Source organism: Pseudomonas sp. GR 6-02, from assembly GCF_001655615.1.
In the GTDB taxonomy this organism is placed as follows: Bacteria; Pseudomonadota; Gammaproteobacteria; order Pseudomonadales; family Pseudomonadaceae; genus Aquipseudomonas.
Window position 1 is genome coordinate 5,260,949 of sequence record NZ_CP011567.1, and the last position, 22,574, is coordinate 5,283,522.

General features: G+C 59.7%; 21 protein-coding genes. 4 read left to right on the plus strand and 17 right to left on the minus strand.

The window, feature by feature from the left end; genetic code table 11:
• Positions 1-38: 38 nt before the first annotated feature.
• From guaB to PGR6_RS23180, 3 genes are all read right to left on the minus strand, one after another.
• Positions 39-1,508 carry an IMP dehydrogenase gene (guaB, locus tag PGR6_RS23170; protein ID WP_018927050.1) on the minus strand — a complete coding sequence of 490 codons (1,470 nt, stop codon included), beginning with the start codon at positions 1,506-1,508 and terminating at the stop codon, positions 39-41.
• A gap of 141 nt (positions 1,509-1,649) precedes the next feature.
• On the minus strand, positions 1,650-2,198 hold the full coding sequence (locus tag PGR6_RS23175) for a hypothetical protein (RefSeq protein ID WP_018927051.1): 549 nt from the start codon (positions 2,196-2,198) through the stop codon (positions 1,650-1,652).
• Positions 2,199-2,284: 86 nt separating this feature from the next.
• The gene (locus tag PGR6_RS23180; RefSeq protein ID WP_064620117.1) at positions 2,285-3,052 is read right to left on the minus strand and encodes a sulfite exporter TauE/SafE family protein; all 768 of its coding nucleotides are present in this window, start codon (positions 3,050-3,052) and stop codon (positions 2,285-2,287) included.
• A 100-nt stretch (positions 3,053-3,152) separates the two neighbouring features.
• Here PGR6_RS23180 and PGR6_RS23185 point away from each other — a divergent pair, with 100 nt between their 5' ends.
• The 4 genes from PGR6_RS23185 (at position 3,153) to leuA (ending at position 8,460) form a co-directional block, all read left to right on the plus strand.
• Positions 3,153-4,049: a LysR family transcriptional regulator gene (locus PGR6_RS23185; protein ID WP_064620120.1), complete on the plus strand. Its 897-nt coding sequence runs from the start codon at positions 3,153-3,155 to the stop codon at positions 4,047-4,049.
• A 97-nt stretch (positions 4,050-4,146) separates the two neighbouring features.
• Positions 4,147-5,526: an exodeoxyribonuclease VII large subunit gene (xseA, locus tag PGR6_RS23190; protein WP_018927054.1), complete on the plus strand. Its 1,380-nt coding sequence runs from the start codon at positions 4,147-4,149 to the stop codon at positions 5,524-5,526.
• A 3-nt stretch (positions 5,527-5,529) separates the two neighbouring features.
• Positions 5,530-6,351 carry a peptidoglycan DD-metalloendopeptidase family protein gene (locus PGR6_RS23195; protein ID WP_064620122.1) on the plus strand — a complete coding sequence of 274 codons (822 nt, stop codon included), beginning with the start codon at positions 5,530-5,532 and terminating at the stop codon, positions 6,349-6,351.
• Between the two features lie 429 nt (positions 6,352-6,780).
• Positions 6,781-8,460, plus strand: coding sequence for a 2-isopropylmalate synthase (gene leuA / locus PGR6_RS23205; RefSeq protein WP_064620129.1), 1,680 nt, complete (start codon positions 6,781-6,783; stop codon positions 8,458-8,460).
• A 68-nt stretch (positions 8,461-8,528) separates the two neighbouring features.
• Here leuA and PGR6_RS23210 read toward each other — a convergent pair whose 3' ends face one another.
• The 14 genes from PGR6_RS23210 to hscA form a co-directional block, all read right to left on the minus strand.
• Positions 8,529-9,320 (minus strand): amidohydrolase, encoded by a 792-nt coding sequence (locus PGR6_RS23210; protein ID WP_064620132.1) that lies wholly within the window; start codon positions 9,318-9,320, stop codon positions 8,529-8,531.
• Positions 9,308-10,456: a pyridoxal phosphate-dependent aminotransferase gene (locus PGR6_RS23215; protein WP_018927058.1), complete on the minus strand. Its 1,149-nt coding sequence runs from the start codon at positions 10,454-10,456 to the stop codon at positions 9,308-9,310. The genes PGR6_RS23210 and PGR6_RS23215 overlap by 13 nt, the downstream gene beginning before the upstream one ends.
• Positions 10,457-10,759: 303 nt before the next feature.
• Positions 10,760-12,232 (minus strand): ribosome biogenesis GTPase Der, encoded by a 1,473-nt coding sequence (gene der / locus PGR6_RS23220; RefSeq protein WP_018927059.1) that lies wholly within the window; start codon positions 12,230-12,232, stop codon positions 10,760-10,762.
• Between the two features lie 135 nt (positions 12,233-12,367).
• Positions 12,368-13,519 (minus strand): outer membrane protein assembly factor BamB, encoded by a 1,152-nt coding sequence (gene bamB, locus PGR6_RS23225; protein ID WP_064620135.1) that lies wholly within the window; start codon positions 13,517-13,519, stop codon positions 12,368-12,370.
• Positions 13,512-14,153 carry a tetratricopeptide repeat protein gene (locus PGR6_RS23230; RefSeq protein WP_018927061.1) on the minus strand — a complete coding sequence of 214 codons (642 nt, stop codon included), beginning with the start codon at positions 14,151-14,153 and terminating at the stop codon, positions 13,512-13,514. The genes bamB and PGR6_RS23230 overlap by 8 nt, the downstream gene beginning before the upstream one ends.
• Before the next feature lie 40 nt (positions 14,154-14,193).
• On the minus strand, positions 14,194-15,483 hold the full coding sequence (hisS, locus tag PGR6_RS23235; RefSeq protein WP_018927062.1) for a histidine--tRNA ligase: 1,290 nt from the start codon (positions 15,481-15,483) through the stop codon (positions 14,194-14,196).
• 37 nt (positions 15,484-15,520) lie between these two features.
• Complete coding sequence (gene ispG / locus PGR6_RS23240; protein ID WP_064620138.1) at positions 15,521-16,630, minus strand: flavodoxin-dependent (E)-4-hydroxy-3-methylbut-2-enyl-diphosphate synthase; 1,110 nt, start codon at positions 16,628-16,630, stop codon at positions 15,521-15,523.
• A gap of 3 nt (positions 16,631-16,633) precedes the next feature.
• On the minus strand, positions 16,634-17,662 hold the full coding sequence (locus PGR6_RS23245) for a RodZ domain-containing protein (protein ID WP_064620141.1): 1,029 nt from the start codon (positions 17,660-17,662) through the stop codon (positions 16,634-16,636).
• The gene (pilW, locus tag PGR6_RS23250; protein ID WP_018927064.1) at positions 17,662-18,420 is read right to left on the minus strand and encodes a type IV pilus biogenesis/stability protein PilW; all 759 of its coding nucleotides are present in this window, start codon (positions 18,418-18,420) and stop codon (positions 17,662-17,664) included. Before pilW ends, PGR6_RS23245 begins: the two co-directional genes overlap by 1 nt.
• Before the next feature lie 12 nt (positions 18,421-18,432).
• Positions 18,433-19,581, minus strand: coding sequence for a 23S rRNA (adenine(2503)-C(2))-methyltransferase RlmN (gene rlmN / locus PGR6_RS23255; protein ID WP_007941385.1), 1,149 nt, complete (start codon positions 19,579-19,581; stop codon positions 18,433-18,435).
• 28 nt (positions 19,582-19,609) lie between these two features.
• Positions 19,610-20,035 carry a nucleoside-diphosphate kinase gene (ndk, locus tag PGR6_RS23260; RefSeq protein WP_018927065.1) on the minus strand — a complete coding sequence of 142 codons (426 nt, stop codon included), beginning with the start codon at positions 20,033-20,035 and terminating at the stop codon, positions 19,610-19,612.
• A gap of 92 nt (positions 20,036-20,127) precedes the next feature.
• Positions 20,128-20,328 (minus strand): Fe-S cluster assembly protein IscX, encoded by a 201-nt coding sequence (gene iscX / locus PGR6_RS23265; RefSeq protein ID WP_007941386.1) that lies wholly within the window; start codon positions 20,326-20,328, stop codon positions 20,128-20,130.
• A gap of 14 nt (positions 20,329-20,342) precedes the next feature.
• On the minus strand, positions 20,343-20,684 hold the full coding sequence (gene fdx / locus PGR6_RS23270) for an ISC system 2Fe-2S type ferredoxin (RefSeq protein WP_018927066.1): 342 nt from the start codon (positions 20,682-20,684) through the stop codon (positions 20,343-20,345).
• Between the two features lie 3 nt (positions 20,685-20,687).
• Complete coding sequence (gene hscA / locus PGR6_RS23275; protein WP_064620145.1) at positions 20,688-22,550, minus strand: Fe-S protein assembly chaperone HscA; 1,863 nt, start codon at positions 22,548-22,550, stop codon at positions 20,688-20,690.
• Between the last annotated feature and the right edge of the window lie 24 nt (positions 22,551-22,574).

Genomic DNA, 22,574 nt, shown 5'->3' on the forward strand with positions numbered 1-22,574 from the left:
TAGAACAGCCCCGGTTGCTTAACGATTTGCTTGAAGCCTCAACCTACGCGGTAGTTTGGCGCTTCTTTGGTGATCTGTACGTCGTGAACGTGGGACTCGGCCATGCCAGCGCCGGTGATCCGCACGAACTCAGGCTTGGTGCGCATTTCTTCGATGTCGGCGCTGCCGGTGTAACCCATCGAGGAACGCAGGCCGCCCATCAGTTGATGGATGATGGCGCTCAGGGTGCCCTTGTAAGGAACACGCCCTTCGATGCCTTCCGGAACCAGCTTCTCGGCACCCGCGGAGGAGTCCTGGAAGTAACGGTCGGAGGAACCTTGAGCCTGGGACATGGCGCCCAGCGAACCCATGCCGCGATAAGCCTTGTACGAACGGCCCTGGAACAGTTCGATCTCGCCTGGCGCTTCTTCAGTACCGGCGAACATCGAGCCCATCATCACGCAGGAGGCACCGGCCACGATGGCCTTGGACAGGTCACCGGAGAAACGGATGCCGCCGTCGGCGATCAACGGAACACCGGTGCCCTCAAGGGCAGCGGCAACGTTGGCGATGGCACTGATTTGCGGGACGCCGACACCGGCGACGATACGGGTGGTGCAGATCGAGCCTGGGCCGATACCGACCTTGACTGCGTCAGCGCCGGCTTCGGCCAGGGCCTTGGCGGCAGCGCCGGTGGCGATGTTGCCGCCGATGACCTGCACTTCAGGGAAGTTCTGCTTGACCCAGCGAACGCGGTCGATCACACCTTTGGAGTGACCGTGGGCAGTGTCGACCACCACCACGTCAACACCGGCATGGACCAGGGCAGCTACACGGTCACCGGTGTCTTTACCGGTACCGACTGCAGCGCCAACGCGCAGACGACCTTGATCGTCCTTGCTGGCCAGCGGATAAGCCTTGGCTTTTTCGATGTCGTTGACAGTCATCATGCCTTTGAGGGCAAATTTGTCGTCGACGATCAGCACGCGCTCGATGCGGTGCTTGTGCAGCAATTCACGCACATCGTTCTTGTTGGCGCCTTCCTTGACCGTGACCAAACGCTCTTTAGGCGTCATCACTTCACGGACACTGACGTCCATGCGGTTTTCGAAACGCACGTCACGGGAAGTGACGATGCCGACCAGGTCGCCATCGTGCAGTACCGGAACGCCGGAGATATTGTGCAGGCGGGTCAGTTCGAACAGTTCACGCACCGTGGCATCGGCCTCGATGGTGATCGGGTCCTTGACCACACCGGCTTCGTAACGCTTGACCTTGCGCACTTCGGCAGCTTGCTGCTCGATGGTCATGTTCTTGTGGATGATGCCGATGCCACCTTCCTGAGCCATGGCGATTGCCAGACGGGCTTCAGTAACGGTGTCCATAGCGGCGGAAACCAGTGGAATATTCAGCTCGATGCCACGGGTAAGGCGGGTCTTGAGACTGACTTCGTTAGGAAGCACCTCGGAATAACCGGGCACTAGGAGAATGTCGTCGAATGTCAGAGCTTCTTGGCTGATACGCAGCATCGCGGGGGCTCCCGAGCGGGAAAATGGAAGCGCGCCATTATAGTCAGACACCCCCTCGGGTTCAATGTAAAACTCTGTCTATTATTGGCATTACTGACATACGGAGAAACATTGTCCCCCATAGGGGACCAACGCCGGCATTTAGAGTTCGACTTTGACCCAACTCACGGGCTGATCCAGCCAATCGGCAAACTCATCGATAAAGTCCTGCTTGAACCCGGCCTCGAGCCAATTGTTGAAGATGAACCCCAGGTTGGAAAAGCCGCATTCCTGCAAAAACAGAAAGCCGTTGATGTCGTCTTCATGCCCGCACTCAGGGCAAGTGAAGTTATCGGTGCGCCCCGGCATCCAGTCTTCCAGGCTTTCGAACAGCGCTTCGCCGATCTCCTTACGGCACTCGGCGCAGCCGGCTTCTTCGAGAAAACCCTTGGCCGGTGTATAGATGCAACGCTTGGTGATGATCTCCAGCCCATTGATCGGCTCGCCGAACGGCAGCGCTTCAGGGTGCAGGACCACGGCGCGGGCGCCGTCGGCGATGGCGTGGGCCATGTGATTGCCGGTGCGGCCACAGGTGGTCAGCTCTTCTTTAATGATGTTCTTGCGCACCAGCCACCGCACGACCGCCCGGGCCCGGGGTTCGTGTACCGGCAGTGTGGAGATTTTCGGGACAATGATGCTTTGCGAATTCATGGTGCAAGCCTACTGCGTCAAATGGATGTTACTGCGGTGCGCCGATTGTCAGGGCGGCCGGCAGCTTAATCCCTGACGAAATCCGGTCAAGTACTCAAATAACGCCCGATCAAGGCAATCCCGCTGGCCAGCACCAGCCAGGTCACCAGCCGCACGAAGGCCTCGCGGGACAATTTCATGGTCAATCGCCGACCGATCCACAGCCCCAGCGCCATCGCCGGCAACAAACACAGCGCCAATACCAACAAGGGTAGCTCGGCATACACACCGGCGACGGCAAACAGGCTCAAACGCACCACGGTGCTGCAACTGATCAGCGCACTCTGGGTGGCTCGGGCCTCATCCTTGGGTAAGCGACTGTTCAAATAGATCGCATATAGAAAGCCGCCGCTGCCAAACAGCGCCCCGAACATCCCGCCCACCGTGCCCATCGGCACCGCCCACCCGGCGGATAGTTGTGTCGGACGGGTTTTGATCCACAGGCTGTAAATCGCATAGGCGCTGATAAACAGCCCCATCAATAGCAGCAATACATCGGATTTCAGGTTCAGCAGAAAAATCACCCCCAATGTGCAACCCACCGCCATGCACGGCAGCAGTCGCAGCAACTCGGACCGCTCCACATCTCGGCGCGAGGGCAGCAGATTGCCGAACGCGGCGACGAAATCCAGCAGCACCAGCAGCGGCACGATTTTCGACAGCGGCATGAACAGAATCAGAATCGGCCCCGCCACCAGCGCGGTGCCAAAACCGGCAATGCCGAACACGATGTAGGCCAGGGCAACACCCAATCCGATCACCAACCAATCCACCACACCCCACGGCCATTGGCTCAACAATTCCAGCACATTCATCGACACGGCTTCCTTTTATTCCTGTGATGACTTTAGCCAGCGCCGGGCGTTGCGACTAATATCTTCAAAATCGATCACCCATCTCAAAAAGGCATACCTGGTGCTTTCAACCCGCCAATTGCGTTACTTCGTGGAAATCGCCGAGAGCGGCAGCTTCAGCGCGGCGGCCGAACGACTGTTTATTGCTCAGTCAGCCTTGAGCCGACAGATCAAGGACATGGAAACCCGCCTGCAAACGCCGCTGTTCGAACGCACCGCCCGCCAGCCCCGCCTGACGGCAGCGGGTGAAGCCTTTTTGCCTCGGGCCAGAAACCTGCTGAACGAACTGACCAAGGCCAGCGAAATGGCCACTCAAGTGGGCACTGGTCAACTGGGCGTCTTGCGCCTGAGCCATTCCAGCACCGTGCCCATGAGTGGTCGACTGCTGCGCGGGATCAGCGTTTATCTGGATCTGCATGCCGGTGTGTCGATGGACATCGTCAAGCTGTCCTCCGAGGCACAACTGGAAGAATTGGCCGAAGGTCGCCTCGATGTGGGTCTGTTGCGCCTGCCGGTGCTGCGCCAGCGTGAAGGGGTGCAGATTGTTCCGCTGTACAGCGAGCGTCTGTTGTTGGCAGTGCCGCCGAATCATCAGCTGGCTGTGGAAAAGTCCGCACACGGCATCGATCTGGCACAGTTGAAGGATGAAGCGTTTATTTCCATCCCTCATCCACAGCGCGGCGGTCTGAGCTATCTATCTGCCGAGTTGTGCATGCGCCAAGGGTTCTTTCCCCGGGCGGCTCGGGTGGTGTCACGCAAAACCACGCAACTGCAATTGATCCAGGCCGGGTTCGGCATCGCGCTGTTACCGGAATCGATGCAGGACATTGCGCCGCCGGATATCCATTTTCTCCCCTTGGCCGATCCGGATTGCCACAGCACCGTCGCCCTCGCCTGCCGGCAAGATCCCACCGCGCTGGTTCAGCAATTCGTTGAACACTTCACCCGGCTGCCGTAGCAAACCTGTGGGGAGCGACCTGTGGCGAGGGGGCTCCCACAGGGGATTTTCGCCGGATCATGGAGATTGATCGCCGAATGCCTTTAAACTGCGCCCCATGATTAAAGATCCCTTTGCAAGACTCGGCCTGGACCGGGAAGTCCTGACTGTCAGCCAGCTCAACGGCCGCGCGCGGGTGTTGCTCGAAGACGTGTTCAGCAACATCTGGGTCGAAGGCGAAATCTCCAACCTCGCCCGCCCGGCGTCCGGCCATGTGTATTTCACCCTCAAGGACAGCGGCGCCCAAGTTCGTTGCGCACTGTTCCGGCAGAACGCGGCACGGGTTCGCCAGGCGCTGAAGGACGGCCTGGCGGTCAAGGTTCGTGGCAAGGTTTCGCTGTTTGAAGGCCGTGGTGACTACCAACTGATTCTCGACACCGTGGAGCCGGCTGGTGACGGTGCCCTGCGCCTGGCCTTCGATGCTTTGAAGGAAAAACTCAGCGCCGAAGGCCTGTTCAGTGCCGAACGCAAAGTGCCGCTGCCGGCGCACCCGCAACGCATCGGCATCATCAGTTCACCCACCGGCGCGGTGATCCGCGACATCATCAGTGTGTTCCGCCGCCGTGCGCCGCAGGTGCAACTGACGCTGATCCCTACCGCCGTACAAGGTCGCGAAGCCACCGCGCAAATTGTCCGCGCGCTGAAACTGGCGGACGCCCGTGGTTTCGATGCGTTGATCCTGGCCCGTGGCGGCGGCTCGCTGGAAGACCTCTGGTGTTTCAACGAAGAAGCCGTGGCCCGCGCCGTGGACGCCTGTGTGACGCCAATCGTCAGCGCCGTCGGCCATGAAACCGACGTATCGATCAGTGACTTCGTCGCCGACGTTCGCGCGCCGACGCCGTCCGCCGCCGCCGAACTGCTGGCGCCTGACTCCAGCGATCTGGTGCGTCGGGTCGAAAGCCTGCACCGACGACTGGTGATGCGCATGCGTGACCGCTTGATGCGCGATCGGCTGCGTCTGGAAGGCATCTCTCGCCGCTTGCGCCATCCCGGCGAACGCCTGCGTCAGCAAGCGCAACGCCTGGATGATCTGGACATGCGCCTGCGCCGCGCTTTCGAACGTAGCCTCAACACCCGTCGCGAGCGCTTGATCCGCCTGGAAACCCGCCTCGCCGGGCAACATCCCGGGCGACAACTGGCGATGCTTCGCCAGCGCCTCGACAGCCTCGCCGAGCGCCTGCCCCGGGCCATGCGCGAAGGGCTTAAATCCCGTCGCCTGCAACTGCAAAGTCAGATGCAGACGCTGCATGTGGTCAGCCCGTTGGCGACCCTCGCTCGTGGCTACAGCATTCTGCTGGACGAGCGCGGCAACGCGATCCGCAGCGCCGCGCAAACCCACACCGGCCAGCGCCTGAAAGCCAAACTCGGCGATGGCGAACTGCAAGTGCGGGTCGAAGACAATCACCTGACGCCTGTCACCCTCTCTTTACTGGATTGATCCATGCCGCGCTTTTTTGCTCCATTGCTGTTGCTGTGCCTGACCTTCAACGCCCACGCCGACAGTTACATCACCCGCCTGTTGAACAAACCGGTGCCGGGCGGCGTGGCAGTGGTTGATCTGGGCAGCTCCGCCCAGGCGCCGAAAGCCAGTTATCAAGGCAAACCCGTATTGGTGGTCAAAGAGCAGAACAACTGGCTGGCCATCGTCGGCGTGCCGCTGACGGTCAAACCGGGCAGCCAGTCGCTGAGCAGCGGTGGTCGCAACCTGAGCTTCACCGTCGGCAACAAGAAATACCCGGAACAGCACATCACCCTGAAGAATACGCAGCAGGTCAATCCGAACCCGGCGAATCTCAAGCGCATCGAGGGCGAGTTGGCCGAGCAGATCCAGGCTTACCGCAGCTTCAGCCCGAATACCCCGAGCAACCTGTTGCTGGACAAACCAGTCGATGGGCCGCTGTCGAGCAAGTTCGGCGTGCGCCGCTTTTTCAATGGCGAAGAGCGCAATCCCCATGCGGGCCTCGACTTTGCCGTACCCGCTGGCACGCCGATCAAAACCCCGGCCGCCGGCAAGGTAATCCTGATCGGGAATTACTTCTTCAACGGCAATACGGTGTTCGTCGACCACGGCCAGGGCTTTATCAGCATGTTCTGCCACATGTCGAAGATCGACGTGAAAGTCGGCCAGCAACTGGCGCGTGGTGAGGTGGTCGGGAAAGTCGGCTCAACTGGCCGCGCGACCGGGCCGCATATGCACTGGAACGTCAGCTTGAACGATGCGCGGGTGGACCCGGCGATTTTCATTGGTGCGTTTCAGCCATAAGCAGTGGTTGAGACTGATGGCCTCTTCGCGGGCAGGCCCGCGAAGACGGCCTGAGCATCACCGAAACCCGCAGGCAAACCGAACACTCTCAACCCACTCAACCCCTCTTCTATCGATTGCGCATGGCTGAGACACTGCGCAAGCGACAAAACGATCCTGCTTCTTACGAGCAATAAAATCTCGCAAAAACCCGCTTTTCGAGTATTCCTCTCAAAGTTTTTCGACTGCTTGCCATCCTTTCCCCCCGCGGTTAGGGTTGAAGGCATGAAAACCTCTCACACCCTCATTCAGCTCCGCCAGCACCGCAGCCTGTGCCTCGTCAGTGCACGACTGCCAGGCTGAATCGCGGTGCCTCGTCTGATGCTTTACCAGAACATTTGATCCACCGGCAGGCCGCCTTTTTTCGGCCCACACAATAAGGATTTTCCAATGAGCATGCTCAAAGACCCGTCTTCGAAATACCGCGCGTTCCCGACCATCAACCTGCCGGATCGCACCTGGCCATCGAAGACCATCACTGCAGCGCCGATCTGGTGCAGCTCGGACCTTCGTGACGGCAACCAGTCGTTGATCGAGCCAATGGACGCGGTCAAGAAGCTGCGTTTCTGGAAGACCCTGGTGCAGGTCGGCGTGAAAGAAATCGAAGCCTCGTTCCCGGCTGCTTCGCAAACCGACTTCGACTTCGTGCGCACCCTGATCGAAGGCGGCCACATCCCGGACGACACCACCATTCAGGTGCTGACCCAGGGCCGTGAAGACTTGATCGCGCGCACCTTTGAATCCCTGCGCGGTGCCAAGAAGGCCATCGTTCACCTGTACAACGCGACCTCCCCTTCCTTCCGCCGCATTGTCTTCAACCAGGACAAGGACGGGATCAAGGCCATCGCCGTAAACGCCGCCAAGCTGTTCGTCAAATATGCCGCCCAGCAGCCGGACACCGAGTGGACCTTCGAATACTCGCCAGAAACCTTCAGCGCCACTGAACTGGAATTCGCCAAGGAAGTCTGCGACGCGGTGATCGAGGTGTGGAACCCGACGCCTGAGCACAAGGTGATCCTCAACCTGCCCGCCACCGTCGAATGCGCGACCCCGAACATCTATGCCGACCAGATCGAATGGTTCGGTCGTCACATCAACCGTCGTGACAGCGTGATCATCAGCCTGCACACCCACAACGACCGTGGCACCGGCGTGGCCGCCACCGAGCTGGGCCTGATGGCCGGCGCCGACCGTGTCGAAGGCTGCCTGTTCGGCAACGGCGAGCGTACCGGTAACGTCGATCTCGTCACCGTGGCATTGAACCTCTACACCCAGGGCGTAGACCCTGAGCTGGACTTCTCCGACATCGACGGCGTGCGCAAAGTCGTCGAAGAGTGCAACCAGATTGCGGTGCACCCACGTCACCCGTACGTCGGCGACCTGGTTCACACCGCGTTCTCCGGCTCGCACCAGGATGCAATCCGCAAGGGCTTTGCCCAGCAACAACCGGACGCCCTGTGGGAAGTGCCGTACTTGCCGATCGACCCGGCCGACATCGGCCGCAGCTACGAGGCGGTGATTCGCGTCAACAGCCAGTCGGGCAAGGGCGGTATCGCTTATCTGCTGGAACAGGAATACGGCATCAGCTTGCCGCGCCGTATGCAAATCGAGTTCAGCCAGGTCGTGCAGCGTGAAACCGATCGCCTGGGCCTGGAGATGACAGCCCAGCAGATCCACGCGCTGCTGCACAGCGAGTACTTGCAGGCCAACACCCCGTACGCGCTGGTCAGCCATCGCCTGCAGGAAGAAAACGGACACAGCGCCGTGGAAGTCGAAGTTTCCAGCAAAGGTCAAGGCGAAACCAACCTGCACTGGCGCGGCAAGGGCAACGGTGCCCTGGAAGCACTGGTGGCCGGCCTGCCGATTCCGGTTGAGATCATGGACTACAACGAACACGCCATCGGCGCGGGCACCAATGCCAAGGCCGCGGCCTACATTGAACTGCGGGTGAATGGTGAGCGTGCGGTGCATGGCGTCGGCATCGACGAAAACATCACCACTGCCAGCTTCAAGGCCCTGTTCAGCGCACTGAACCGCTCCCTGAGCCAGCCGGAAGCGAAAGCGGCATAAGCTTCGCTGCAAATGCAAAAGGCCCCGGGGTGAGAACCTCGGGGCCTTTTTTGTTGCTCAACTATCGGTCAGGTGAACTCGAAGGTATCCGCATCCAGATTCGCCGGGAACCGTGTGCGATATGCCGCCAGTTCCGCCGCGTCGAGCACGACCTTGAATACGCCATCGGCATCGCCTGCACCGAGCAACGTCTCGCCCTGAAAATCCAGGACCTGACTGTCACCGGTATACGCAAAGCCTTTGCCATCGGTACCGATACGGTTCACCGCCGCCACATAGCAGAGGTTTTCGATCGCCCGTGCCGGCAGCAATCGGTTCCAGTGCTGACGCCGTGCGCCCGGCCAGTTGGCGGTGTACAGCAGCAAGTCAGTGTCTTGCGGATCGCGACTCCAGACCGGGAAGCGCAGGTCGTAGCAAATCAGCGGCCGCACTCGCCAACCCTTCAACTCGAACTGCACCTGACGCTCGCCCGGGGTGTAGTGATTGTTCTCCCCGGCCATGCGGAACAGGTGACGCTTGTCGTAGTGCCACACCTCCCCGTCCGGCCGTGCCCACAACAGACGATTGCGATGGCTACCGTCAGTCGCCTGGACGATGATGCTGCCGGTCACCACCGCGCCCAGCTTCGCCGCCTGAGCCCGCATCCATTTACTGGTGGCGCCATTTTCCGGCTCGGCGAGGGTTTCCGATTCCATGGAGAAACCGGTGGTGAACATCTCCGGCAGGATGATCAGGTCCGCACCGCGAGCCTGTTCCAGCAACGGCTCGAAATGCTCCAGATTGGCCTGACGATCGTGCCAGGCCAGGGTGGTCTGGATCAGCGCAAGATTCAGATTGGGCAGAGTACTCAGATCAGGCATAGTTTTGCCGCTGCTTCACGCAGGGTCTCCTCGCGCTTGGCAAAGCACAGACGCACCAGGCGCTGGCCTTCAGGTGGAGTCTGGTAGAACACCGAGATCGGAATGCTCGCGACGCCATGCTCGCGGGTCATCCACAGCGCCATCTCGACGTCATTGAGGTCCGGGCGAATCTGCGAGTAATCGACCAACTGGAAATAAGTACCGGCCACGCGGGTAAAACTGAAGCGCGACGGCGTCAGTAGATCGCAGAACAGATCGCGCTTGGCCTGATAGAAGCCCGGCAACTCTTCGACGTGTTCCGGGTGCTCGGCCATGTAATCGGCCAACGCGTACTGCAACGGCGTCACGCCGCAGAAACTGACGTACTGGTGCACCTTGCGCAGCTCCGCGCTAAGGGCCGGCGGCGCCACGACATAACCGGTTTTCCAACCGGTGACGTGGTACGTCTTGCCGAACGAACTGACCACGAAAGCGCGCTGATACAGCTCTTCATGGGCCAATACGCTGGCGTGAGACACACCGTCGAACACCAGGTGTTCATAGACTTCGTCGCTGATCACATAGATGTCGCGGTCGCGGATCAACGCCGCCAGCTGATCCAGCTCGGCACGGCTGATCAGCGCACCGCTTGGGTTGTGCGGGGTATTGAGGATGATCATCCGCGTGCGCGGGCTCAGGGCTTCGGCGAGCTTCTGGAAGTCGATGGCGAAGTCCTTCAGGCCGAGTTGCACATGCACACAGCGACCACCGGCCAGCTCGACCGAGGGCTCGTAGCTGTCGTAGCACGGATCGAACACGATCACTTCATCGCCGCTGTGGATCACCGCCTGAATCGCGCAGAAGATCGCCTGGGTCGCGCCGGGGGTGACCGTCACTTCGCTGTCGGCATCAACATGCGCGCCGTAGCTGCGAGCGATCTTCGCCGCGATCTGCTGACGCAACGCCGGTAAGCCGGTCATCGGCGAATACTGGTTGTGGCCACTGGCGATATGCCGACCGACCGCATCGCGCAGGGCCTGCGGGCCGTCGAAATCGGGAAAACCCTGGGACAGGTTGATCGCCCCGGTTTGCGTCGCGAGCTGAGACATCTGCGTGAAAATAGTGATGCCGACATTCGGCAGCTTACTGGTGATCATCGGTGATTCCCTGGGCTACACCCGGCTCTAACGGCGGCACGGGAGAGCCCGAGGATAGCCCAAACGACGCCCACAAAAAAAGGGCGCCAACCGGCACCCTTCTTCTAATGTACACCGCATAACTTGTGGCGAGGGAGCTTGTCGGAACGCCGCACCGTCCCGCTCGGCTGCGCAGCAGTCGCAAAACAGCCGATGCGTTCCAACTGAACGATCTCGGTTGCAGATACTGGGGCCGCTTCGCAGTCCAGCGGGAGCAAGCTCCCTCGCCACAACAAGCCCTCACAAAAAGAGTGAGGCCTTGAATCAGCGCTTGTCGCGGCGCTTCTTGTCGGCCTTTTTGTGGTGCGACATCAAACGACGCTTCTTGTTGACCTGACGGTCGGTGAGCGAGTTCTTGTTGCCTTCGTACGGGTTCTCGCCGCCCTTGAACTCGATGCGGATCGGCGTACCGACCAGCTTGAGCACACGACGGTAAGTGTTTTCCAGGTAACGGACGTAAGACTTCGGCACCTTCTCGATCTGGTTACCGTGGATCACGATGATCGGCGGGTTCGCACCACCCAAGTGGGCATAACGCAGCTTGATCCGGCGGTTGTTGACCATCGGTGGCGCGTGCTCGCCGACCGCATCTTCCAGAATCTGGGTCAGGCGGTTGGTCGGCCAGCGGGTGACCGCGGACTTGAACGAGTTCTGTACCGACGCGTAGAGATTACCTACGCCAGTGCCGTGCAGGGCCGAGATGAAGTGGATGTCGGCGAAGTCGACGAAGAACAGTCGACGTTGCAGTTCGACCTTCACGAAGTCGCGCTCGCTCGGCGTCATGCCGTCCCACTTGTTGATCGCGATCACCAGCGCACGACCGGCTTCAAGGGCAAAGCCCAGCAGGTTGAGGTCGTGATCCACCACGCCTTCGCGGGCGTCCATCACGAAGATCACCACGTTGGCGTCTTTGATCGCCTGCAGGGTTTTGACCACGGAGAACTTTTCGACTTCTTCGTGAATCTTGCCGCGCTTGCGCACACCCGCGGTGTCGATCAGCGTGTACTTCTCGTCGTTACGCTCAAACGGGATGTAAATACTGTCGCGGGTGGTACCAGGTTGGTCATACACGATCACCCGGTCTTCACCGAGCATGCGGTTGACCAGGGTCGACTTGCCGACGTTCGGACGGCCGATGATGGCGATCTTGATACCGTCTTTTTCGCTTGGGCCAGGAATGCGCTTGGCTTCCTCACCTTCGGCAACGATCTCTTCCTCTTCGCCTTCTTGCGGTTCTTCTTCGTCTTTCGGGAAGTCGCTCAGGGCGATTTCCAGCATCTGGGTGATGCCACGACCATGGGCACCGGCGATCGGGATCGCGTGGCCCATGCCCAACGGGGCGAATTCGGCGCGGGCCATTTCAGGGTCGATGTTGTCGACCTTGTTGGCGACCACGTAGGAACGCTTGTTACGCTTGCGCAAGTGCTCGGCGATCATCTGGTCGGCGGCGGTAAAACCGGCCTTGGCATCTACCAGGAACAGAACGACATCCGCTTCTTCAATGGCCAGCAGCGACTGCTCGGCCATTTTTTCGTCCATACCGTGCTCGTCACCGGAGATACCGCCAGTGTCGACCAGAATGTAGGAACGCCCTTGCCACTTGGCCTCACCGTATTGGCGATCACGGGTCAGACCGGACAAGTCGCCGACGATGGCGTCGCGAGTCCTGGTCAGGCGGTTGAACAAGGTGGACTTGCCGACGTTCGGTCGGCCCACCAGGGCGATTACGGGAACCATGCGGCTCTCCACTTCGTTATTTCAGAAAATACAAAAGCCGCTGCGAGGCAGCGGCTGGTGCTCGGGGCAGCGCTTGAAAGCGCTGCGAGCCTTGCAGAACAAGGCCGCTTGGGGGTTAAACCCCAAGCATAGTCTTTACTTGATGGTCAGGGCTTCCAGTTTGCCGCTGTTGCCATACACATAAATCGTGTCACCCACCACCAGCGGACGGGCACGCAGGCCGTCGCTGTCGATGCGCTCGCGGCCGACGAAACGACCGTCCACCTGACTCAGCAGGTGCAGGTAACCTTCCAGGTCACCGACTGCAACGTAGCTGGAGAACACTTCCGGAGCCGACAGTTGGCGGCGGGCCAGCGAATCGTTGCTCCACAATGCAGTGGTGGAACGCTCGTCGACGCCTTCAACAGTGCCCGAAGACAGGCTCACATAGACGCTGCCAAAACCCTGGGCGACGCCGGCATAGCTGGAAGCATCACGCTGCCAGAGCTGACGACCGCTTTCCAGGTCCAGTGCCGCGACGCGACCCTGGTAGCTGGCGACATACAGTGTACCGCCGGACAGCAGCAAGCCACCGTCGATATCGACCACACGCTCCAGCTCCGAACGACCTTGTGGAATCGCTACACGCTGTTCCCAAACCGGCACGCCGTTGGACACATCAAGAGCAACCACTTTACCGGTCGACAGGCCAGCCACCGCGAGGCGGTTGGTGACGATCGGTGCGCTGGTGCCGCGCAGGGTCAGGACCGCTGGCGTGCTGTCATACAACCAGCGCTGGTTGCCGGTAGAGGCATCCAGACCGATCAGACGGTCATCCTGGGTCTGAACCACAACAACGTCACCGTTGGTGGCCGGTGGTGCGAGAACTTCGCTGGTCACGCGAGCGCGCCATTTCTCTTCACCGCTGCTGGCATCCAGGGCAACGATTTCACCCTTGAGCGTGCCGATCATGACCAGACCGTAACCCACGCCAACGGCGCCGGAGACAGGCAGTTTGAGATCTTTCTTCCACTTGACGTCGCCATTGCTGCGATCCATCGCCATCACCACACCGGTGACGTCGGCGGCATAGATGGTATCGCCATCGATCGCCGGAACCAGCATGTTGTAGGTTTCGCCCTGACCGTTACCGATCGAACGACTCCACTGCTTGTGCAGAACCACTTCTTCCTTGAAGTCGGTCAGCTCGGCCGGTGGCAACTCTTTTTTGCTGTTGCTGCTGCAACCCGCGGCCAGAATGGCCAGAGCCAGCAATGCTGCATGTTTCCAACGGATCACGTCACGCATCCCCTTTGGCCAGGTCGTCCAGCTTGATTTGTAGGCCACCGACCGCCGCTTCATCCGACAGTGCCGCCTTGGCTTTTTGATACGCTGCGTTCGCTTCGTCGGTACGACCCAGTTGCACCAGCAAGTCGCCCTTGAGTTCTTCGCGAGTGGCCAGGAACGCCTTGTCGGCATCGCCTTCGAGCAGTTTCAGGGCTTCATCGACCTTGTTCTGCGCGGCCAGCACCTGCGCCAGGCGCTGACGGGCGATTTCACCCAGAGCCGGGTTGGCCGGTTTGTCGACAATGGCTTTCAGCTCGCTGGCAGCGTCGTCCAGCTTGCCGCTGTCGACCGCGACTTTCGCCACGAACAGGCTGCCGTATTGCGCGTAGGCAGTGCCGCCGAACTCGCTGTTGAGCTTGCCGGCCAGATCCGAAACACGTGCAGCATCAGGCTTGCCGTCAGGCGTCAGCGTGGTTTCCAGCAATTGCTGGTAGAGAATCGAGGCGCCTTGCGACTGATTGCTCTGATACTTCTGAAAGGCCTGCCAGCCGAACACGATGACCAGCGCCAACAGGCCGCCAGTAACCAGGGGCTTGCCGTTGCGTGTCCACCACTCCTTCAACTCCGCCACATGTTCGTCTTCGGTACTCGACACCCCAATACTCCTTAATCGCTAAATCGGCTGTTTGACAGCTTCAACCCTGCACGACGCAGGTGGCCAGGTGTGCAGCAAGCGCATCCCAGGCAATGCTTTGTTGTTCGCCCTGGCCACGCAGGGGTTTGAAACCTACCACTTGCTGGGCCATTTCGTCGTCACCGAGGATCAATGCGTACAGCGCACCGCTCTTGTCGGCTTTCTTGAACTGGCTTTTGAAGCTGCCGCCCCCGGCATTGATTTGCAGGCGCAGGTTGGGCAGTTGATCACGAACACGCTCGCTCAGGGTCAGACCGGCCAGCTCGGCGGCTTCACCGAAGGCGCAGAGGTAGACGTCAACCTGACGGGAGATCTCTTCGGGGATCTGCTCCAGAGTTTCAAGCAGCAGCACCAGACGCTCGATGCCCATGGCGAAACCGACGCCCGGGGTCGGCTTGCCGCCCATCTGCTCCACCAGACCGTCGTAACGACCACCGGCACATACCGTGCCCTGGGCGCCCAATTGGTCGGTGACCCATTCGAATACGGTCTTGCTGTAGTAATCCAGCCCGCGAACCAGCTTCGGGTTGATCACATAAGGAATGCCGGCGGCGTCCAGGCGAGCCTTGAGGCCCTCGAAGTGCACGCGGGATTCTTCGTCGAGGTAGTCGGCCATTTTCGGCGCGTCGGCCAGCACCGCTTGAGTGTCGGCGTTCTTGGTATCCAGGACCCGCAGCGGGTTGGTCTTCAGACGGCGCTGGCTGTCTTCGTCCAGTTGATCCAGGCGAGCGGTCAGGTACTCGACCAGTGCTTCGCGATAACGACCACGGGATTCGGCAGTGCCCAGGCTGTTGAGTTCGAGCTTGACCGCATCGCGGATACCCAGCTCGCCCCACAGGCGCCAGGTCAGCACGATCAGCTCGGCGTCGATGTCCGGACCGTCGAGGTTGAAGACTTCACAACCAATCTGGTGGAACTGGCGATAACGGCCTTTCTGCGGACGTTCGTGGCGGAACATCGGGCCGATGTACCAGAGTTTCTGCACCTGGCCGCCGCCGGTAATGCCGTGTTCGAGCACCGCACGCACGCAGGCCGCTGTGCCTTCAGGGCGTAGGGTCAGGGAATCGCCGTTGCGGTCTTCGAAGGTGTACATCTCTTTTTCGACGATGTCGGTCACTTCACCGATGGAGCGCTTGAACAGCTCGGTGAACTCGACGATCGGCATGCGGATCTGCTTGTAACCGTAGTTATCCAGCAAACGCGAAACGGTGCCTTCGAAATGACGCCACAGGGGAGTCTGTTCGGGCAGGATGTCGTTCATGCCACGAATGGCTTGCAGAGACTTGCTCACTTTAAATCCTTAAATTCGTTCGGCTCTTCAGTCAGGCTCAGCCGCGAGCGATTACAGCCGCGTCGGCTTCGACCTTTTCGGCCGCTTTCTGGCGGATCAAGCGTTCAAGCTCATCCACCAGATTGTCATTCGTCAGTTTCTGCGACGGCTTGCCGTCGATGTAAATCAGGTTTGGTGTGCCGCCGGTCAAGCCAATATGGGCTTCCTTGGCTTCACCCGGCCCGTTGACCACGCAACCGATTACCGCGACATCCAGCGGCACCAGCAAGTCTTCGAGACGCCCTTCCAGCTCGTTCATGGTTTTGACCACATCGAAGTTCTGCCGCGAGCAGCTCGGGCAGGCGATGAAGTTGATGCCACGGGAACGCAGGTGCAGGGATTTGAGAATGTCGTAGCCGACTTTCACTTCCTCGACCGGGTCGGCCGCCAACGAGATGCGAATAGTATCGCCAATCCCTTCGGCGAGCAGCATACCGAGGCCCACGGCGGATTTCACTGTGCCTGAACGCAAACCACCGGCTTCGGTGATGCCCAGGTGCAACGGCTGGACGATTTCCTTGGCCAGCAAGCGGTAGGCTTCAACGGCCATGAACACGTCGGAAGCTTTTACGCTGACCTTGAAGTCCTGGAAATTGAGGCGTTCGAGGTGTTCGACGTGACGCAGGGCGGACTCGACCAGCGCGGCCGGAGTCGGCTCGCCATATTTCTTTTGCAGGTCTTTTTCCAGGGAACCGGCGTTCACGCCGATACGGATTGGAATCCCGCGATCACGGGCGGCATCGACCACCGCACGTACGCGGTCTTCACGACCGATGTTGCCTGGGTTGATGCGCAGGCAATCGACGCCCAGTTCGGCTACGCGCAGAGCGATCCTGTAGTCGAAGTGGATGTCAGCCACCAACGGCACCTTGACCAGTTGCTTGATCTTGCCGAAGGCTTCGGCGGCGTCCATGTCCGGCACCGAAACCCGAACGATATCGACGCCGGCGGTTTCCAGACGATTGATCTGGGCCACGGTGGCGGCCACGTCATTGGTGTCGCTGTTGGTCATGCTCTGCACAGCGATGGGCGCATCGCCGCCAACAGGCACGTTACCGACCCAGATTTTCCGGGATTCGCGACGCTTGATTGGAGATTCGCCGTGCATGACTTATTGACCTAACTTCAGGCGAGCAGTCTCGCCACTGGTGAACGGAGCGACATCAACCACCTGCCCGTTGTAGCTGACCTGCGCGCCACGGGCAAAGCCCAGACGCACGGCAAAGGGCGGCTTGCCGCTGACGGAAACACTTTCGCCTTTACGCTTGAGACCACTCAACAACACTTTACCCGTGCCGTCGGTCACTTGAGTCCAGCAATCGGCGCTGAATTGCAGTTGAACCTGGCCCTGGCCCGCAACCGGAGCTGCTGGAGCTGCTGGAGCAGCAGCTGCAACGGCCGGCGCAATCGGAGCCGTCGCAACCGCTGCCGGTACAGCGGCAACAACTGGCGCTGCCGGTGTCGCGACAACCGGAGCAGTATTGTGGGCCGGAGCCGCAGGTGTTGCTACCGGGGCTGCTGGAGCGGGTGTTGGCGCCGGCGCGCTTGCTTCGGCGTTGGCAGGCTCCTCCGCCTGCGGCAACGCCAGAGGCGTTTCACCTTCAGACTCACCTTGCGCAACCGCCTGGTCTTCCGGCTCGTCCAGCGGATGGATCTGGGTGGTGCCATCGGCGCCTTCGACTTCAACGTGTTCCGGAGCCAGGCTGACCAGGTCCTTGGTGCGCGATGAGGTTTGATCCTGCCACCAGACAAAACCACCACCAATCACCGCGATCAGCAACAGCAGGCTGACAATTCGCAAAATGGTGTGGGAAACCCGAACCGGCTCTTCGATACGCCCCAGGCTGTGGACGTTGCTGCCCTGGGAGTCGGTGCCGGTGGATTGGTCGAACTGCTGAACCAGAACAGCCTGGTCCATGCCCAGCAATTTGGCGTACGCGCGAATATAGCCACGAGCAAAGGTGTGGCCAGGCAGCTTGTCAAAAGCGCCGGCTTCCAGATTACTCAGGGAATTGACGGTGAGGTTGAGCTTGAGGGCCACTTCGGCCAGCGACCAGCCATTGCTTTCGCGGGCCTGGCGCAAAGTCTCACCGGGGTTAACGCGATTCGCTGCTACAACTTCGGGATGCGCCGCTTTCATCATTGCTCCGACAGGTATTGCTGATATTCCGGCGTACCGGGATAGAGTCGTTTTAATTGCAGGCCATAACTGGCGGCCTTGTCGCGATCTTCAAACACTTTTGCCAGCCGAACGCCGAGCAATAGACTACGTGCATTTTGCTCGGTGAGCAGGCTAAAACGATCGTAATAGTCACGCGCGGGCACATAATGCCTGTCTTCGAATGACAACTCAGCCATTTCCAGCAAGGCACGTGGCTGTTGGCGGTTCAAACGCAGGGCTTTTTCCAGTTGCTGGCGAGCCAGGTCACGCTGGCCCAGCTTTGAAGCGGTCATGCCGAGGTTTTCGAAAACCCGCGAACGCTCAGGATACAGAGTATCGGCGGCCGCCTGTTCAAAGCGCTCGTACGCCTCTTTGTAACGTTTTTCTTCGAACAGAAAACTGCCGTAGTTGTTCAGGATTCGCGCATCGGCGGGACGGGAAGACAGCGCCTTGCGAAAATGCTGATCGGCCAGTTCCGGCTCCATCTCGGCCTGGAACACCAGCCCCAAGGCCGCGTTGGCGTCAGCATCCGAGTCATCCAGTTCCAACGCCTTCTTCAGCGGGACCTTGGCGCGCTCGGTCATGCCCTGCTGCAAGTACCCCAGGCCCAGCTGCACGTAGGCGGCACGCGCTTCATCACGGCCCTTGCTGGTCTTCATCGGGTTGAAATCGCCCGACAGGACACAACCAGCACACAGGCTGGCCAACAGCACAAGCAGCGCGAAGCGCAGGGACATAGAGATCCTCTCTTAATTATTGTTCGCAGCGTTTTGCGGCATATCGTTGTCGGCGCTCAACTCACGCACGGCGATATAACGTTCGCTGCGACGGGTGCGATCCAGCACCTGCCCTACCAATTGGCCACACGCGGCATCGATGTCTTCACCGCGAGTGGTACGCACGGTGACGTTGAAGCCTGCATGGTGAAGCTGATCCTGGAAACGGCGAATCGCATTGTTGCTCGGACGCTCGTAACCGGAGTGCGGGAACGGGTTGAACGGAATCAGGTTGATCTTGCACGGAACATTCTTGAGCAACTCGATCATTTCGACCGCGTGTTCGACCTTGTCATTGATGTCCTTGAGCAAGGTGTACTCGATGGTCAGTACGCGCTTTTCGCCCAGGGACGACATGTAGCGCTGACACGATTCCAGCAGCATCTTAAGCGGATACTTCTTGTTGATCGGCACCAATTGGTTACGCAATGCGTCATTTGGTGCGTGCAGGGACAACGCCAGGGAAACATCGATGTGCTTGGACAGCTCATCGATCATCGGCACCACACCCGAAGTCGACAGGGTTACGCGGCGCTTGGAGATGCCATAGCCCAGGTCATCCATCATCAGATGCATGGCGGCCACGACGTTGTCGAAGTTCAGCAGCGGCTCACCCATGCCCATCATCACCACGTTGGTGATGGCACGGTCGACGGTTGCCGGGACGCTGCCAAAGGATTTGTTGGCAATCCACACCTGGCCGATGACTTCCGCGGCGGTGAGGTTGCTATTGAAACCTTGCTTGCCGGTGGAGCAGAAACTGCAGTCCAGGGCACAGCCTGCCTGGGACGAAACGCACAAGGTGCCGCGTTTGCCCTGGGGAATGTAAACGGTCTCGACGCAGCTGCCGGACGCCACGCGCACCACCCACTTACGGGTACCGTCGCTGGAGATGTCCTCGCTGACCACTTCCGGACCACGAATTTCAGCAACAGCCTTGAGCTTTTCGCGCAAGGCCTTGCTGACGTTCGTCATGGCGTCGAAATCATCGACGCCAAAGTGGTGAATCCATTTCATTACCTGACCGGCACGGAAACGCTTCTCCCCGATTGAGTCGAAGAATTTTTCCATTTCCTGTTGAGTCAGACCCAGCAGGTTGGTTTTTACAGTCGATGTAGTCATGGATTCACCTTCACTCTTAAGCCAATGCTTAGCGAGTGGTTACTTCAGTAGCTGCGAAGAAGTACGAGATTTCGCGAGCAGCAGCGGCTTCGGAGTCCGAACCGTGTACGGCGTTGGCGTCGATGGAATCAGCGAAGTCAGCGCGGATGGTGCCAGGAGCAGCTTCTTTAGGGTTGGTAGCGCCCATCAGCTCACGGTTCAGAGCGATAGCGTTTTCGCCTTCCAGAACCTGAACGACAACCGGACCGGAAATCATGAAAGCAACCAGGTCGTTGAAGAAACCACGAGCGCTGTGCTCAGCGTAGAAGCCTTCAGCTTCGGCTTTGGACAGTTGCTTCAGTTTCGAAGCTACAACGCGCAGGCCTGCTTTTTCGAAACGAGTGGTGATCTCGCCGATAACATTTTTAGCAACAGCGTCAGGCTTGATGATGGAGAAAGTACGTTGAACAGCCATGGTGTAACTCCAGAAACGGTAATTTGCGAAAAATTAAACCCGCGAATTATACGCGGGTTCTTTGGTATTGCCTAACTGCGTACGGTGCAGACTCAGTCTGCTTCTTCGATCCAGGCGGCCTGAATGGCTTCAAGCACCTTCTCGCCACCGCGTGTCGGATCATCACTGAACTCCGGCAATGCCAGCACCCACTGGTGCAGATCGACGAAGTTCACGTAACGCGGGTCCACATCCGGCTTTGACTCAGCCAGCTGGATCGCGATTTCCAGCACATCAACCCATTTCAGGCTCATGAAAGTTCCTTGAATCAGTGCGGCGCTTCGGCGGCATGGTTGAGCGAGTATTTCGGAATTTCGACGGTCAGGTCTTCAGTCCCGACTTTTGCCTGACAGGCCAGACGCGACTGGGCTTCCAGCCCCCAAGCCTTATCAAGATAGTCTTCCTCCAGCTCATCAGCCTCTTCCAGCGAGTCGAAACCCTCACGAATGATGCAGTGACAAGTGGTGCACGCGCAGACGCCGCCACAGGCGCTTTCCATCTCTATATGGTGTTCATGGGCCAGCTCGAGAATGGATATGCCGGGCTCAGCCTCCACAACCATGCCTTCCGGGCAAAACTTCTCGTGTGGCAGAAAAATGACCTGCGGCATCAATTATTCCTCGATTTCATTCAGATTGCGCCCCGCCAGAGCGGCTTTCACCGTCGAGTCCAGGCGGCGGGCAGCAAAGGCATCGGTCACTTGCGACAGACGTTTGGTCTGCTGCTCAATGGCGTAACCATCGGTGCCTTTCATCAATTCGGTCAGTTCCTGCATCTGCAATTCGATGACCATGCGCTCTTCGGCGTCGAGCAAGCGTTCGCCGTCGACATCCAGAGCACCCTGCACTGCTTCGATCAGGCGCTGGGCATCGACCTGCTGTTCACGCAATACGCGGGCAACCTTGTCGTCATTGGCGTGCTGGAACGAATCCTTGAGCATTTTGGCGATTTCGCCGTCGGTCAGGCCGTAGGACGGTTTGACCTGAATGCTGGCTTCGACACCCGAACCCAATTCGCGGGCCGAGACACTGAGCAGACCGTCGGCGTCGACCTGGAAGGTCACGCGAATTTTCGCCGCACCAGCAACCATCGCTGGAATACCGCGCAATTCGAAGCGTGCCAGGGAGCGGCAGTCGCTGATCAACTCACGCTCGCCCTGCAATACGTGGATCGCCATGGCCGACTGGCCGTCTTTATAAGTGGTGAAGTCCTGGGCCCGGGCGACAGGGATGGTGGTGTTGCGCGGAATCACCTTCTCCATCAGGCCGCCCATGGTTTCCAGCCCCAGGGACAACGGAATCACGTCGAGCAACAGCAGTTCGCCGCCGTCACGCTTATTGCCAGCCAGGGTATCGGCCTGGATCGCGGCACCGATGGCCACGACTTGGTCCGGGTCGATTTCGGTCAGCGGTTCGCGACCGAAGGCTTGCGCAACGGCTTCGCGAACGCGCGGTACGCGAGTCGAGCCGCCGACCATGACCACCGCATGAACGTCTTCCAGCTCAATGCCGGAATCACGCACCGCGCGACGACAGGCTTTCAGGCTGCGGGCAACCATCGGCTCGATCAGCGCATTGAACGCTTCACGGGTCAGCCCCGCCTTCCAGTCGCCATATGCGACTTCGACGGACGAGGCACTAGTCAGGGCTTCTTTGGCCGCACACGCGGTTTGCAGCAGATTGCGCTGCTCGCCCGGATCGAGGTCGGCCGACAGACCGGCACTCTCGATGATCCAGCCAGCAATGGCGTGATCGAAGTCATCGCCACCCAACGCGCTGTCGCCACCGGTAGCCAGCACTTCAAACACACCGCCGGTCAGACGCAGAATCGAAATATCGAAGGTGCCACCGCCCAGGTCATAAATGGCAACCAGGCCTTCAGCCTGTTGATCCAGACCGTAAGCCACCGCAGCAGCGGTCGGTTCATTGAGCAAGCGCAGCACGTTCAGGCCGGCCAGCTTGGCCGCATCCTTGGTGGCTTGACGCTGAGCATCATCGAAATAGGCCGGAACGGTGATCACTGCGCCGACCAGTTCGCCACCCAAGGTCGCTTCGGCACGCTGACGCAGCACCTTGAGGATATCGGCGGAGACTTCGACCGGGCTTTTCGGGCCTTGCACCGTGTCGATGAACGGCATGTGCGACTCGCCGTCGACAAAACGGTATGGCAGCTGATCGCCCAATTGCTTGACGTCGGACAAACCACGTCCCATCAAGCGCTTGACCGACAGCACAGTGTTCAGAGGATCGGTAGCGGCAGCCAGTTTGGCCGATTCGCCGACCTCGACGCGATCGGCGTGATAGCGCACGGCAGACGGCAGGATAACCCGCCCTTGCGCATCGGCCAGAGGCTCGGAAAGACCACTGCGCAATGCAGCGACCAGCGAATTGGTAGTGCCCAAGTCGATCCCCACAGCCAGACGACGCTGGTGCGGTTGAGGACTTTGGCCGGGTTCGGCGATCTGCAGTAGGGCCATCGTGATCAGGACTTATCTGTATAT

Coding starts and splice junctions, on each gene's coding strand:
- PGR6_RS23210 (WP_064620132.1), bottom strand. CDS start 9,320: ATGCCTGATCTGAGTACTCTGCCCAATCTGAATCTTGCGCTGATCCAG.
- pilW (WP_018927064.1), bottom strand. CDS start 18,420: ATGTCCCTGCGCTTCGCGCTGCTTGTGCTGTTGGCCAGCCTGTGTGCT.
- rlmN (WP_007941385.1), bottom strand. CDS start 19,581: ATGACTACATCGACTGTAAAAACCAACCTGCTGGGTCTGACTCAACAG.
- hscA (WP_064620145.1), bottom strand. CDS start 22,550: ATGGCCCTACTGCAGATCGCCGAACCCGGCCAAAGTCCTCAACCGCAC.
- leuA (WP_064620129.1), top strand. CDS start 6,781: ATGAGCATGCTCAAAGACCCGTCTTCGAAATACCGCGCGTTCCCGACC.
- PGR6_RS23175 (WP_018927051.1), bottom strand. CDS start 2,198: ATGAATTCGCAAAGCATCATTGTCCCGAAAATCTCCACACTGCCGGTA.
- PGR6_RS23180 (WP_064620117.1), bottom strand. CDS start 3,052: ATGAATGTGCTGGAATTGTTGAGCCAATGGCCGTGGGGTGTGGTGGAT.
- bamB (WP_064620135.1), bottom strand. CDS start 13,519: ATGCGTGACGTGATCCGTTGGAAACATGCAGCATTGCTGGCTCTGGCC.
- guaB (WP_018927050.1), bottom strand. CDS start 1,508: ATGCTGCGTATCAGCCAAGAAGCTCTGACATTCGACGACATTCTCCTA.
- fdx (WP_018927066.1), bottom strand. CDS start 20,684: ATGCCGCAGGTCATTTTTCTGCCACACGAGAAGTTTTGCCCGGAAGGC.
- der (WP_018927059.1), bottom strand. CDS start 12,232: ATGGTTCCCGTAATCGCCCTGGTGGGCCGACCGAACGTCGGCAAGTCC.
- PGR6_RS23215 (WP_018927058.1), bottom strand. CDS start 10,456: ATGATCACCAGTAAGCTGCCGAATGTCGGCATCACTATTTTCACGCAG.
- iscX (WP_007941386.1), bottom strand. CDS start 20,328: ATGAGCCTGAAATGGGTTGATGTGCTGGAAATCGCGATCCAGCTGGCT.
- PGR6_RS23195 (WP_064620122.1), top strand. CDS start 5,530: ATGCCGCGCTTTTTTGCTCCATTGCTGTTGCTGTGCCTGACCTTCAAC.
- ndk (WP_018927065.1), bottom strand. CDS start 20,035: ATGGCTGTTCAACGTACTTTCTCCATCATCAAGCCTGACGCTGTTGCT.
- PGR6_RS23245 (WP_064620141.1), bottom strand. CDS start 17,662: ATGAAAGCGGCGCATCCCGAAGTTGTAGCAGCGAATCGCGTTAACCCC.
- xseA (WP_018927054.1), top strand. CDS start 4,147: ATGATTAAAGATCCCTTTGCAAGACTCGGCCTGGACCGGGAAGTCCTG.
- ispG (WP_064620138.1), bottom strand. CDS start 16,630: ATGCACGGCGAATCTCCAATCAAGCGTCGCGAATCCCGGAAAATCTGG.